Origin of the sequence: Cohnella algarum (genome assembly GCF_016937515.1) — a bacterium.
Lineage (GTDB): Bacteria > Bacillota > Bacilli > Paenibacillales > Paenibacillaceae > Cohnella > Cohnella algarum.
This window is the reverse complement of record NZ_JAFHKM010000002.1, coordinates 607,452-621,587: the sequence shown is the minus strand read 5'-3', so window position 1 is coordinate 621,587 and position 14,136 is coordinate 607,452. Positions and strand designations below refer to the sequence as shown.

At 60.1% G+C, this 14,136-nt stretch carries 8 protein-coding genes; 6 read left to right on the top strand and 2 right to left on the bottom strand.

The annotated features are described in order from the left end of the window. Positions 1–264 precede the first annotated feature (264 nt). The 4 genes from JW799_RS02965 (at position 265) to JW799_RS02955 (ending at position 9,167) form a co-directional block, all read left to right on the top strand. The gene (locus JW799_RS02965) at positions 265–1,905 is read left to right on the top strand and encodes an S-layer homology domain-containing protein (RefSeq protein WP_176220767.1); all 1,641 of its coding nucleotides are present in this window, start codon (positions 265–267) and stop codon (positions 1,903–1,905) included. Between the two features lie 26 nt (positions 1,906–1,931). Further along, on the top strand, positions 1,932–4,130 hold the full coding sequence (locus tag JW799_RS29170; RefSeq protein WP_275901431.1) for a glycoside hydrolase domain-containing protein: 2,199 nt from the start codon (positions 1,932–1,934) through the stop codon (positions 4,128–4,130). After that, positions 4,060–7,692 carry a carbohydrate-binding protein gene (locus tag JW799_RS29165; protein ID WP_275901496.1) on the top strand — a complete coding sequence of 1,211 codons (3,633 nt, stop codon included), beginning with the start codon at positions 4,060–4,062 and terminating at the stop codon, positions 7,690–7,692. Before JW799_RS29170 ends, JW799_RS29165 begins: the two co-directional genes overlap by 71 nt. Before the next feature lie 296 nt (positions 7,693–7,988). Continuing rightward, the gene (locus JW799_RS02955) at positions 7,989–9,167 is read left to right on the top strand and encodes a YecA family protein (protein ID WP_176220768.1); all 1,179 of its coding nucleotides are present in this window, start codon (positions 7,989–7,991) and stop codon (positions 9,165–9,167) included. Between the two features lie 71 nt (positions 9,168–9,238). Here the strand turns inward: JW799_RS02955 and JW799_RS02950 are convergent, their stop codons facing one another. Next, positions 9,239–9,457, bottom strand: a complete 219-nt coding sequence (locus tag JW799_RS02950) for a hypothetical protein (protein WP_176220769.1) — start codon at positions 9,455–9,457, stop codon at positions 9,239–9,241. Positions 9,458–10,283: 826 nt separating this feature from the next. Here JW799_RS02950 and JW799_RS02945 point away from each other — a divergent pair. Continuing rightward, positions 10,284–11,303, top strand: coding sequence for a Gfo/Idh/MocA family protein (locus tag JW799_RS02945; protein ID WP_205428622.1), 1,020 nt, complete (start codon positions 10,284–10,286; stop codon positions 11,301–11,303). A gap of 911 nt (positions 11,304–12,214) precedes the next feature. Here JW799_RS02945 and JW799_RS02940 read toward each other — a convergent pair. Next, entirely contained in the window at positions 12,215–13,363 is a 1,149-nt protein-coding gene (locus JW799_RS02940; protein WP_205428619.1) for a conserved virulence factor C family protein, read from the bottom strand. Between the two features lie 181 nt (positions 13,364–13,544). Here JW799_RS02940 and JW799_RS02935 point away from each other — a divergent pair, with 181 nt between their 5' ends. Continuing rightward, the gene (locus JW799_RS02935; RefSeq protein WP_205428617.1) at positions 13,545–14,126 is read left to right on the top strand and encodes a hypothetical protein; all 582 of its coding nucleotides are present in this window, start codon (positions 13,545–13,547) and stop codon (positions 14,124–14,126) included. Positions 14,127–14,136 lie beyond the last annotated feature (10 nt).

Here is a 14,136-nt window from a genome sequence, read left to right as displayed (position 1 = left end):
TGCCGAAGGGAACGGCCAGCGGGTAAGAAGCACAAACGAGTACCGGAGAAACAGACTTTTGATGTAGACGTGGCTACAGGAGCAAGAAGAATTTCCCCGAATGGACCCATAAGTTCCATTGTCCAGAGGCATGCCGAAAAGTCCAGTCCCTAATTAAGTTTTCAAGGAGCTAACTGGAAATTTAGAATGGCTCTTCCAGCCCCTCGGGGGCTGGAAATTAACCGAAAAGAGCTTTCAAAAAATACTATACGAGGAGCAAACGCGGTGAAAAAAGTTGCAGCAGCCGTTCTGGCCGCCCTATTCGCGCTAATGCCGGTATCGGCGTTCGCGGCCGTTTCTTTCGAGCTGGGCATCAGCGCGAAGGAAGTGCTGCGGGGCGGCACGATCACGATGTCGGGCACAACTCCGGCCGAGACGGGCGAAGTTACGGTGAAAATCGTAAGCCCCGCGCGGACCGTATTTTATATCGACGAGATCGCGGTAAACGAGGGCCGCTACGAGACGAGCGTAACGATTCCGGCGGATGCCGATCTGGCGCCGTACGGAGCGTACGAGGTGATCGCCGGGTTCGGCGGGGCCGTCGACAGCGGGACGTTTTCCGTCGTTCGGACGATCGGAGACGGCGGGGGCGGCAACCCGGACCCCGAAGAACCGCCGACCGGAACGCCGGATCCCGAGCCAACCCCGGGTATCCCGATTCCGGCGAATCCGGACGCGATCCCGCAGAGCGCGGGGACGGCGGCGGGCTCCGTCGTCAAGCCGCAGCTCGCGGCGGACGGACGGTATCTCGTCGGCCAAAGCGCGATGGACGAGGCCATCCGACAATCGGACGGCGAGGTGACGATCGAGCTCCCCGAAGGAGCGATCCGGTCCGGAGACGCGCTCGAGCTGCCCGGACCTTCGGTCAAGGCGCTGAAGGACAAAAATCTCGAATTGGTCCTGAACGCCGGGGCCGTTTCGATCCGCTATTCGGTCGGCGCGCTGGCCGGCTCCGACGACGCGTCGTCTAGAGTACGGTTTGTGCTCAACGCGACGCTGACGTCGGAAGCGAACCAAACGATCGGCCGGTCGATTCAAGCGGACCCGGCCTACAAGCCGACGGGCGTCGTGCTTTCGGTCGTCATTCAGTACGTCGCCGGAGGGAGCGTTACGGACATCGGCAATCTGGACAAGCCCGCTTACGTGACGATCCGATTGACGCCGGAGCAGGCGAGCGCCATCGCGGCCGACCTCGCGGGCGTCTACTACGTGAACGGCGGGTTGCCGGAATATATCAAAGGCTCGCTCAAGGACGGCGTTTTCACGTTCAAAGCCGATCACTTCTCGCTGTACGCGATTCTCGAATACGACAAAAGCTTCGCGGATCTGTCCGCGCATTGGGCCGAAACGGCGGTCAAGTCGCTGGCCGCGAAGCATATCGTCACCGGCGTCGACGCGACGCGCTACGAGCCGGCCCGCAGCATTACGCGCGGGGAGTTCGCCACGATGCTGATGCGCGCCGTCGGCTGGCAGGACGAAACGGCGGTTCCGGCGGACGCGGCGAATCCGTTCCGCGACGTGGCGTCCGGCAAGTACTACGCCGAACAGGTCGCGCAGGCGGCTTCGCTCGGCATCGTCGAAGGCTATGACGGCCTGTTCCGGCCGGACGACGAAATTACGCGCGAGGAAGCAGTCGTGGCGCTCGCCCGCGCGGCGGGGCATTTCGACCTCGCCGAAAGCGGCGCGGGCAAGGCGGACTTTGCCGACGGAGATCGGATCTCCTCCTGGGCGGCGGCCTCTGTCGACGAGGCGCGGTCCCTCGGCCTCATTCAGGGAGACGGCGAACGATTCTATCCGAAAAACCCCGTCACGCGCGCCGAAGTCGCCATGATGATCCATCGCCTGCTGCCGAACGTCACGAACTAATACGAAAGCGGGAGGACCCGATCGCCATGTTTAAAAACTTGATTGCGGCCGTCATGACGGTAGTGCTGCTGCTGGGCGCGATGAATCCGTCCGCGGCATTCGCGGCGGAAACCGTACCGGCATCGTCCGCGGCCGCGGATACGACGAAGACCTGGAACGTCGCGCTGAACGCGACGGCGACGGCTTCGGGGCAGTGCAATGCGAACGAAGCGGCGGCCAACGCGGTCGACGGCAAGACGACGACCAAGTGGTGCGACAATTCGGGCGTCGCCAAGAAATGGCTCAAGCTTGATTTGGGCAAGGAATACAAAATCAACCAGTGGATCGTGCAGCACGCGGCCATCGGGGAGTCGTCCAACAGCCCATTCTGGAATTCGAAGGATTATCGGCTTGCGAAAAGCGATGACGGCGAGAACTGGGTCGAAGTCGACGTCGTGCGGAACAACGCGCATACGATCGTCGACCGTCAAGTCCCGGCGTTCACGGCCCGTTACGTCATGATTTATTTCGACCGGGCGTCTTACGACAACAATGCGACGAGAATTTACGAAGTGGAGCTGTACGGAGTGGAGCCCGGCCAGACACCGGCGGAACCGGCGGTTAATCTGCAGCCGATCGATTATGTCGACCCGTTCATTAACACGCTGGGCGACAACGGGCAGACCAATCCGGGACCGACGCTGCCGTTCGGCCTCGTTCATGTGGGGCCGGACAGCGACGGCGGCGCGTTCAGCGGCTACTACTATCAGGACAAGAACCTGAAAGGCTTTTCCCAGGTGCGCTTCAGCGGCGTCGGCTGCAGCGGCGCCGGCGGCAATATTTTGATGATGCCGCAGACCGGCGCTTTCACGAAAAACAGCAACGAATACAAGGAGCCGTACGACAAAAACAGCGAATCAGCTTCCCCCGGCTATTACGGCGTGACGCTGGCAAACGGCGTCGAGGTCGAGCTGACGGCGTCCGAAAACGCCGGCTTCCACCGGTATGCGTTCCCGGGGAACGGCACCGGATCGGTTCTCGTCGACTTGTCCAACTCGTACGCGGGAATGGTGGACGCGAATCTCAAGGTCGTCGGCAGCAACGAGATTACGGGCATGGTCCAATCGAAAAACGTCTGCGGCCACGGGTATTACAAGCTTTACTTCTCCATTCAGTTCGATCACGACTTTACTTCGTACACGTCCTGGGCAGGGAACGAAACGGGCGAGGTATCCGAACGGTCCGGGGCGAACAGCGGCGTTTGGCTGAATTTCGACACCGCGGACAACCCGGTCGTTCAGGCGAAAGTCGGCCTCTCGCCGATCAGCGTCGAGCAGGCGCAATTCGAGCGCGAGCACGACATCCCGGATTGGGATTTCGAAGCGCAGCATCAGCGCGCGCGCGGCGCCTGGAGCGACGTGCTGAAAAAGGTGGAGGTGAAAAGCGCCGACGAGGAGAACAAGCGGGTGTTCTACACCCAGCTTTACCACTCCTTCCTCCATCCGAAAAACGTCACCAGCTCCGGCGGCACGTTCCGCGCGGCGCGTGACGAGAACACGGTGCGCGAGGCTTCGGAGCTCGGCGAGGACTTCGAATACTACAACGGCTGGACGACATGGGACGACTATCGCAAATACCCGTTGTTCTCCATTCTCGAGCCGAAAAAGTACGAAAACATGGTCAAATCGCTGGTCGACCTGTACGACACGAGAGGCTCGTACGTCCAATGGGGCGAGGGCTATTGGCCGAGCCCGACCGTGCGGAACGAGTTCAACGGCGCGGTCATCCTGGACGCCTACGCGAAGGGATTCACCGACTTCGACGCGCGCAAGGCGCTGCAGGGCATGGCGGTCGACGCGGACAACTTCTCCGTAAGCGACGGCGAAATCTCCGGGAAGCTGGAAAGGGCGTTCAGCGCCTACTTCACGATGAAGCTTGCCGAAATGCTCGGCGACGAGGAGACCTACAACAAGTATATGGCGGTCGCCCAATCGTACAAATCGCTCTGGAACCCGGATCAGGTCGACGAAAACGGGACCAAGCGCGGATTTTTCACGCCGAACGGCGGTACGGTCGCCAAAGCGGACGTGACCGCGGTCGACAAATACGCTTTAAGGCAACTTGTGGACGTACCGCTGGTCCGTCCAGCAGGACATCGACGGGCTGGCCGAGCTGATGGGCGGCAAAACGGAAATGGCGAAGGAATTGCAGCACTTCTTCGATATCGGGGAATATGTAGCCATTAACGAGCCCGATCTGCATGTGCCCTATTTGTTCAACTACTTGGGTTATCCTTATCTGACTCAGTACTACGTAAGGGAGTATACGACGGAAGTCGTGACGCAAAAATACCACAACCACGGGGCATACGCGTATCCGATCGAAGCCCGCGTCTACCGGGCGGATCCGGAAGGCTACCTGCCGTCGATGGACGACGATGCCGGGGCGATGGCTTCCTGGTTCGTGTACGGCGCGATGGGGCTGTATCCGGGAAATCCGGGCACCCCGATTTTCCTGATCGGTTCCCCGATCTTCGACGAGTTGACGCTTCATCTGGACGGCGGCAAAACGTTTACGATCAAGGCGAACAACGTGTCCTCGGACAACCGCTTCATTCAGTCCGCCTCGCTGAACGGCCAAAATTTCGATCAGGCCTGGATTTCCTACGCCGACATCATGGCAGGCGGCACGCTGGCGTTCGAAATGGGCGATACGCCGAATACGAGCTGGGGCGCAGCCGAAAGCGCGGCGCCGCCGACGACGGAATACGCGGACGACATCGACGGCTCGCTCGAACGCAAAGAGCTGATCGCGTCGGAATCGACCTGGAAGTATTACGACAAGGGGCAATATGCCGGCGACGGTTGGACGAGCCCGTCGTTCGACGACAGCGCCTGGGCTTCCGGCGCCGCGCCGCTCGGGTACGACAATACGGGTTATGCGAAAACGAGGGTGAGCTTCGGGGCGAACGCGAACAACAAGTACCCGACCACCTATTTCCGCAAAACGTTCGAGGCGTCCGATACGGAAGGATTGCTTCAGCTTGAAGCGGAACTCGTTCGCGACGACGGCGCGGTCGTTTATTTGAACGGGAACGAAGTCATCCGGTCCAATCTGCCTTCCGGCACGATCGGCTACGATACGTTGGCTAACGTCACCGTAAACGACGAAAGGAACGCGGTCGCTTACCAAATCGATCCTTCCTATCTGGTCGAAGGCACCAACGTGCTGGCCGTCGAAGTTCACCAGGCGAATGCAACCAGTTCGGATATCGCCTTCGACCTCCGTCTCGAAGCAGTCAAACCGATGGAGAAACCGGACGCTCCGACGGGGCCGGTCGTCGACGACAAAGCGAATACGTTCGGCTGGACGGCGGTCCCGGGCTTCGAGCAGCCGGCCGACTACGAGTTCAGCACGGACGGCGGCAAGACGTGGAAGCCCGTCGCGGCGAATCCCCAAACGGTTGGGCCGCTCGATTTCGAGGCCGGCCAGGTGCAGGTGCGCGTCAAGGCGGACGAGAGCCGGGGGCGGACCTTCGGCCGGGCGCTGGCCTCCGATGTCGCGTACACCTCCGATATTCAGTGGGACGTCTATGATTTGAAGGCAGACGTCGATCGGACCGGCAACATGGAAGTCAGCGTCACGGGAACGCTGAAGGGCGACTATGCCGATTCGGCTTATGCCGTTTTCCAACTGATGGACGGCGGAAACCGCGCCTGGATGACGACGTCCTTCCCAGTGGAAAAAGGCGGCTTCGAGCTGACGCAAATTTACAACGTCAACGCGGACAAGTTCAAGGTCAATATCTATCTGGTCGACGCCTTCAACGGCAACGTCTACGAATCCCTTTGGCTCGCGGAGCCGGTCGTGACGGAGCCCGAGACCGAGCCGGCGCCGGGAGAGAAGCCTCCGGTCAAGGAGGAGCCGCTGCCCGAACCGCTGCCCGTTCCGGAGAAGGAGCCGCTGCCGCCGCTCGGTCCGATCGATCCGGAAGAACCGGTCGACCCCGAAGAACCCGAAGAGCCGGGCAGCGGAACGCCCGGAACGCTGGAGTTCGAAAGCTATACGGAATGGACTTCGGCCGTCAACGGCTTTAACAACAACCCGCTCAAGACGGAAGGCGGCAACGGCGGCACCGTCGTCGCCAACACGTTCGACGGAGCTTGGCTTGCTTATGCGGACGTCGATCTCGGGGACGAGGGCGCGAATTATTTTGAAGTCGAATACGTCGGAAATTCGACGAGAGTGCCCGCGGACGCCGCGCTCGAACTGCGGCTGGGCAGTCCGGACGGCGAAGGGGTCGGCACGGTCGAACTGCCGGCTACGGGCAGCGACTGGAGCACGTACAAGACGGCCGGGGTTCAGCTGTCCAGAACTTTGACCGGAACCCAGACGCTGTACGTCGTCCTGAAAGGCTCGACGACCGGCGCGCTTCCGTATATCGGCAACTTCGACCGGATGACGCTGAGCTATCGGGAAATTCGGACCGACTACGCCAAGCTGGAACTGGAAACCTATGACGAATGGTCGACGGGCGTAAACCAATACAACAATCAGCCGCTCAAGACCGAAGGCGGCAAGAGCGGACAGCAAATCGCCAATACGTACACCGGCGCATGGCTGGCCTACATGCATATGGATTTCGGCCGCGAGGGCGTCAACAAGTTCGCGATCGAGTATTCCGGCAACAGCGGCAGAGTCGCGGCGGACGCGGCGGTTGAAGTTCGCCTCGGAAGCCCGGAAGGCATGCTCGTCGGCAAGGTGAATACGCCGGCCACCGCAAGCTCCTGGGGCACCTACGCAACGGCGGAAATCGATCTTGCGCAGACGCTGACGGGCGTCCAGGATATTTATCTCGTGCTGACCGGCACGACGGATTCGGCGTACCCGTACATCGGAAACTTCGACAATGCTTCCTTTTCGCTTAGCGAGCCGGTTCGCACCGATTATGCCAAGCTGGAGCTGGAGAGCTACGACGAATGGTCGGGCGGCGCGCTGAAGACCGAGGGAGGCAAAAGCGGGCTGCAGATCGCCGGTACGTACGACGGCGCATGGCTCGCCTACGAGCGGATGGACTTCGGCGGCGAAGGCGTCGACACGCTGGCGATCGAATACTCCGGCAACAGCGGCAGAGTCGCGGCGGACGCGGCGGTCGAAGTCCGTCTCGGCAGCCCGGACGGCGAGCGGGTCGGCATGGTGAGCACGCCGCCGACCGCAAGCTCTTGGGGCACGTACGCGACGGCGACGGGCAAGCTGACGGAGCCGCTGACCGGCGTTCAGGACATCTACCTCGTGCTGACCGGCACGACGGATACGAACCATCCGTACATCGGCAACTACGACAACGCGGCGTTCGCGCTCAGCGAGCCCGACCTCGTCGTCGAGTTCGAGGACCGCACCGAGTGGACGACGGCGGTCAATACGTTTAACAACCAACCGTTGAAAACCGAAAGCAACAACGGAGGCACCACCGTCGGCAACACGTTTGCCGGCGCATGGATGACCTACGCGAACCTCGACTTCGGCACGTCCGGCAAAAACCGCGTCGAAATCGTCTACGACGCGCCGACCAGCCGCACGCCTGCCGACGTCGTCGCGGAGATCCGGTTGAACGACAAGGACGGCGAGCTTGTCGGCACCGTCAGCCTGCCGAATACCGGCAGCGGCTGGGGCACGTACAGGACGGCAAGCGCAGATTTGCTTCGGACGTTGTCCGGAACGCAGACCATCTGCGTCGTCTTCAAGGGATCGACCGACTCATCCCTGCGGTACGTCGGAAATCTGGACAAGCTGACGTTTGCCAAATAGGCAGAGGCGAACGGCCTGAGCGCCGCCCGCGAGTTCCCAAGGGGAGCTGCGGGCGGCGTTTTTTCTCTCCTCGGCCGAAAAGACGGCGGCTTGCTTTGCGGCCGGGATGGAGGCTTTTTGCGGGCCGAGACGGCAGTCGTCCGCGAAAATGGTCGATTTTGGGGGCGGACTTGCGAGGGTGCAGGCTTGCCCTATTGCGTTCGTAAAGTATAAAGTGAAAGAAAGCGGAAAAATCCGGGCGGTGAAAATAACTTTCGCAGCCGACCCATGTACGAAGCGGAAGGATGAAGACAAGGATGCCGAACGAAGGAAACGGCTTTGCCAGCAAGAGGTTGATCGAGCCGGAATTGCCGCTCCGGCTGCGCGATGCCTTAAAGCTGTTGACGGTTGAAGAAATGCGGAGGGTAAAGAGGCTTCTCGATATGCGGGAAGCAAAAACCGGCGGGAACCGTCAGGCGGTCGTCGAGTCGGTGGCGGCGGAACTCCCCGAAGGGGCCGCGAGGTTGACCCAGTTATGGGATTCGTCCCGCTGGGAACTGCTGAGAACGTTTATTCGAAACGATGGGCTGATCAGCAGCCCGAAGTTCTCCCCTCTCATCGTCGAATATATGAGAGAACGGGCGCTGGCGTTTCCCGCGGAGGTGAAGGGAAAGCCGGTCCTTGTCATGCCGGTCGAGCTGGTGGAGCGGCTGAAGGAGATGGAAGGCCTGGCGGGGATTCCCGACCTCGTGCGAAAGAACACCGAGCGGATCAAATTGACGCAGGGCTTGCTTTATTACTATGGCGTATTGCCGGAAACCGAGCTGGAGCGCATGCTCGAAGAGCTTGCGGGACCCTACGACGAAGAACGGGACCTTTTCGAGATGATTGTCGATGCGATCGGTTGCTATGACGCGTTTGTCGTGGACGACGACGGCATTTTTAGATTTCGCGATGTCGAGGACCCGGAAGCGGTTCTTTCGGAACAGGAGATGCGGTCGGGGCTGGACTATCGGCCGTTTACCCGGGCTCAGCTGCTGGAGGCAAGCGAACCCGGATTTGTCGAGCGTACCCAGGCTTACCTTGATCTGGTTCGGTTTTTTACCCGAAACTACAAGATCGAACGCGGCGAAGCGGATTTGATCGCCGATCTGTGCGCTGACGAATTCAAGAGCGGCAAATCGCTCAGCGACGCCTTCGGCATTGTGCAACATCATTTCGAATTCCGCGACGAAGCGGATGTATCGGCTGTCGTGGATATTCTCGTTGCCATGAACAACAGCACCCGGCAATGGGTGCTGAAGGGATACAGTCCGAGCGAACTGTCCGCCGCCAGGGCCAAGTCGGTCCCGGCGAACGTGCTCGCGGCGCCGCCGTCCGCGCGGCAAGGGGACGTCATCAGCTTCAAAACCGGTCAAAAGATCGGACGCAACGATCCGTGCCCTTGCGGCAGCGGAAAAAAATTCAAAAAATGCTGCGGTTCTGCGGCAAATTAAGCCAACCGGGAAGAAAGCCGAACGAAGAACATGCTCTTCGATCCGGCTTTTTTCTCCTTGCTTTTTTCTCCTTATTGATAAAACAATTGAAGCGCGATCGTGCTGTTCGGTTGAGCGGGGGCGTTCAACAGGGATTCCGGAATAAGCCGTCCGTTATAAAAAATGCCGACGCCGACGCTGCCGAAAATGCGGATGCCGGCTACGGATGTAATGCGGCCCAGCGGTCCGAAGCTGACCAAGCCCGAGGAAATCAGGGCCTGGCGAAGCGTGATTCCGGGATAAAACGGCACGAATGTCGAACTGGTCGCTCCCGGAAACGCGAATCCGCCGATGACGCGAACGTTGATAAACGCCGGACCCGGGAAAGGCGGGGGCGGAAACGGTCCGGGACCCGGAATGGGAAGCGGGATCGGAAGCGGGAACGGTCCGGGCGGGAACGGTCCGGGTCCAGGCGGGAACGGACCAGGCCCTGGCCCCGGCGGAAACGGACCAGGCCCTGGCCCCGGTGGCAACGGTCCGGGCGGGAATGGCCCCGGTCCGGGCGGGAACGGTCCCGGACCAGGCCCCGGGGGAAATGGACCAGGCCCGGGCGGAAACAGTCCAGGTCCGGGACCGGGGCCCGGACTCGGACCCAGGGGCGGCGGAAAAAGCCCCGGACCGCCAGGACTTCCTCCCCCGCCGGGAAGCAGGGCGCGTTCTTCTTCGGGCAGCACCCACCACGGAATTTTGCGGACGGACGGCTTCGTTTCAAGGCCGCTTTGATGCAGTCTAACTTTTTTGGCGGACGTCTTTTGGTCGGGTTCTTTCGTTTTGATCTTTTGTGTATTCGACGCAAGTTTCGCCACATGTTTTCCGGAAGCTTGGCGAGCGATCGGCCGAACGCGGGTCGACCGTTGTTTCGGCATGTTGGGTTCCTCCTTCGTCTTTAGGCCGGCAAGCGATACTGCACCATATGCGAATGCCTATCCGCAGGTGCCTATTCGGGGTTCATCCGATATCCATCACGGCGCATCTTCGGTTATAATCGTAATCGCATACATAAAATTTATCGCGGGATAAGGAATTCGGCATTGGGCATCGGGTTATGATCGATTATTTTGGGGAGGATGATCGAAAGTGGCTAAAAAATGGGGATTTGGCATCGTCGGCTGCGGTTCGATTGCCGATACGCATATTGCCGCGTTGAAGGACATTCCGGGGGCGAAGCTGGTCGGCGTCTCCAGCAGGGGTGAAGAACGGGCGGCTAAAACGGGCGAGCGCGAGGGCTGCTTCTGGACGACGGATTACAAGGAACTGCTGGCCCGCCCGGACATCGACGTCATTTGCATTACGACATCCAGCGGAAGTCACGCCGCGATCGGATTGGATGCCGTTAAAGCCGGCAAACATGTGATCGTCGAAAAGCCGATCGCGATGACGGCGGAATCCGCCTGGGAGCTGGTTCGGGCCGCCCGGACGAAAGGAGTAAAACTGGCCGTGATTTCCCAGTCTCGTTTCGCGGAGGACTATCAGGCGGTTCGCAAAGCGATCGACCAAAACGCGATCGGCCGGCTGCTGCTTGCGGAGGTTTCGCTGCCTTTTTATCGCACCCAAGCTTATTACGACAGCGCCGACTGGCGCGGAACCGTCCGAGAAGACGGCGGCGCTCTCATGAACCAGGGCATTCATCCGATCGACCTGCTTCTTTGGTTCGGCGGAGACGTGACGACGGTATTCGGCAAAACGGCGACGCAAACGCACCGGATGGAGGCGGAGGATTTGGGGTTGGCGATTTTGCAATTCAAAAGCGGCGCTTTCGGCACCATCATGGCATCCACCAGCTTTCAGCCGGGATTTCCTTCGACGCTGCGTTTGTATGGCGAAAAAGGAACGATTCGCGTCCAAGGATATACGATCGAGCATTGGACGGCGGAAGGAATGGAACGCCCGGAGCTTGCGAAAGCGGGCGACTTCGGGGGCGCGGCCGACCCGAAGGCGATTTCTTCCGCGTACCATCGGATGCAGCTGGCCGATATGATCGAGGCGATCGAACAGGACCGCGATCCCGCCGTTACCGGGGAAGACGGCTACAGGGCGGTCCGGTTGATCGAAACGATCTACCGATCTTCGAAGGAAGGCCGCGAAATCAGGCTGTAAGGTATCCCGTCGGGTCAGTCGGGCCCAGTTTGCGAAATCGCAGCCTAGTCTCGATATCCCGTCGGGTCAGTCGGGGCAGTTTGCGAAATCGCAGCCTAATCTCGATATCCCATCGGCTCAGTCGGGCCAGTTCGCCAAAACGCACCCTAGTCTCGATATCCCGTCGGGTCAGTCGGGCCAGTTCGCCAAAACGCACCCTAGCTTTCTCAACGTCAAATGAGTCTATATTTGCTGGCTGGAAGGTGCTGAGCGAAAGGGATATCGGAACTAGGGTTCGCCTAGCGAAGGATACTGAGCAAAGGGGATACCGGAATCAGGGTTCGGTAGATAAGGGAAAGGATATCGAGGTTAGGGTGATGTAACGAATAGTGCTGAGTAAAGGGGATAGTGCCGTTCGCGGTAAAAAAAGAACCTGCAGCTTCGGGCCGCAGGTCAGTGGAGAGATATATAAATGAAAAGGGGGGTCATGTCTGTATTGTATCCCCTGAATGTGAAGGACAGGTGAAAGCGATATTACGGTTTCATTACAAAACGGTTGCCGCGTATTAAATTGACCTATTTTTGCGGGGAGAGCGGGTCGGAGGGAACTGGATTTAAGTGAACCGAAAAATGGAACCGGAATGCAGGGTCAAGGTTGGCTATTCAGACGGTTAGTGTCGGAAATGCGGTAGGAAGTCGGCTATTCAGGGCGGTTGATACCGGCAAGGCGGATCATCGGTCGGATATTCGACATGATTGATTTCGACGAGGCGCGACCGGAGGTCGGAATGATCGGGCAAGTTGACGGCGGCGATAACGCCTAAAGGTTGAAGATGGCGCGGCAACCCCGTTGGGTTGAAGATCAAGGCGTTCAAAAAGGGACGGCCGGAGCGAGGCTCCGATCCGTCCCGTCCCTTTTGTGCAGCCTGCCGTCACTCCTGCCTGCCCTCGCGCGCCCGCGTCATCTGCTGCCACACGGAGCCGGCGGCTTCCTCGCCGCTCTTGATACGCGCGACGGCCATTTCGGCCTGCAGGCGCACTTCGAATTCGGGCTCGATCGCGGCGACGCGCTCGAGCGCCTCCAAAGCCGTCTCGTCGCCGGCTTCGTACAGGAACCGCGCCGCGCGCCAGCGAACGAGCTTGTTCGCGTCCGCGAGCGCCGCCGTCATCGGTCCGATCGCGGCGGGGTCGCCCAGATCGGACAGCGTGTCGCCGGCCGTCCGCCGCACGGCGACGGAAGAGTCCTGGAGCGCTTCGAACAAATGCGGAAGCGCCTCCGGACTGCGCAGGTCGCCGAGGTAAACGACGGCGAGCCTGCGCACCGAGACGTGCGCGTCGCGCACGGCCGCGGCGAGCAGCGGCAGCAGCGAGGCATCCGGCTTGACGCGGGAGAGCGCCGCGTACCGCGTCTGCCAGTCCGGAGCGGACAAGCGCCGCTCCAGCTCCTCCCGCGGCAGCTCCGCGGGAGGCTCCGGCTGCGCCGCCTCCGCGCCGCCCGCGCCGGCGGCTTGCGCCTGCGCGATCAGCTCGCGCAGCCGCTCGTCCGGATAGGCCGCGTCGAGCTCGCGTCCGATCTCCTCCAAAATGTCCTGCGGCTCCCCGTAGCGGACGCCGATCTCCTCCAGCTTCCGCTCGCGGATCATCGTCGCGCCGGCGGCTTCCGACACCGCCGCGGCAAATCGTTCGGGCAGCGCCGCTCTTGCCTCCTGCCCTCCGTGCCGAACCCGGATCTGCATCGGGATGCCGCGATACATTTGCACCAGCACGTGCGCTTCCCCGAAGCCTCCCGCTTCCGGTCCGCCCAGCGCTTCCGCCGCGACGCCGCCCGCTCCGAACAGCTCGCGAACGGCGCCTAAAATTTCCGCCCAATCGGCGCTCGGACGCCGGTCGACCGCGATGAAGTCGGCCGTGCGGAATACGCTCTTGACGCCGTCAATCGCAAGAAGACGCAAATAAAAAGGAGGAACTTGGTCTCTTTTGTCCAATGTATACGTGTGGCGTTCGCCGGGGGCCAGCTTTTCGTCCACGTTCAGTTTCATGGAATTCGGGCTGGGCGTCGGTTCGATCGACAGCAATTTCATTTTCGTTCGCCTCCCAATCGTCAACGTTCATGAATGCGGGAATCGACGAGTTTCCCGGGCTTAAGTCGGGGTTCGAGACTCGTCTCGAGTCCTAGCCGCAAACACAACCGGCGTACGTATTCTTCCCGCACGTTTTACATTAGCATAAAATTGTATTTGATGCTCGTAAGGAGAGGTCGTCATGCCGATTGAAAACTTGAATTCGCCCTCGGCGAATATTTATATCGTGCTTTCGGCAACCGGGACGATGTTCAGCAATACGATCAAATGGTTTACGAAAGACGATTTGAATCATGCTTCCATCGCTTTTGATCCCGGCTTGCACGAAGTATACAGCTTCGGAAGAAAAAAACTTCGCAACCCGCTGTTCGCGGGCCTCATCCGCGAAAATTTCCGCGATTCCTTTTACGGAAACGCGGATTGCGCCGTTTTCCGCTGTCCGGTTCCCGCAGAGGAATATCATCGGATGCGCGAGTACGTCGAAACGATGATGGCCGATTGCGACCGCTACGGCTACAGCTTGCTCGGGCTTGCCGGCGTCCTGCTCAAAAAGGAGCTGCACCGCAAAAACACGTATTTTTGTTCCCATTTCGTCGCTTCGGTGCTGATGCGCTCCAGCCTTTATACGTTTGACAAGTCCCCCTGCTTCGTGACGCCCGGAAATTTGGAGCAGGCGTTCCGCTCCTATGAAATTTACAGAGGAAAAATGTCCGGATATTTGGGACCCCGTTGGTACATTCCCCCGATTCCTGCTATAGTATGAATGAGCACAT

What these genes read in the sequence shown, in the direction of transcription:
- JW799_RS29170 (WP_275901431.1), top strand. Translation starts at nt 1,932, where the DNA reads ATGTTTAAAAACTTGATTGCGGCCGTCATGACGGTAGTGCTGCTGCTG.
- JW799_RS29165 (WP_275901496.1), top strand. Translation starts at nt 4,060, where the DNA reads ATGGGCGGCAAAACGGAAATGGCGAAGGAATTGCAGCACTTCTTCGAT.
- JW799_RS02955 (WP_176220768.1), top strand. Translation starts at nt 7,989, where the DNA reads ATGCCGAACGAAGGAAACGGCTTTGCCAGCAAGAGGTTGATCGAGCCG.
- JW799_RS02940 (WP_205428619.1), bottom strand. Translation starts at nt 13,363, where the DNA reads ATGAAATTGCTGTCGATCGAACCGACGCCCAGCCCGAATTCCATGAAA.
- JW799_RS02935 (WP_205428617.1), top strand. Translation starts at nt 13,545, where the DNA reads ATGCCGATTGAAAACTTGAATTCGCCCTCGGCGAATATTTATATCGTG.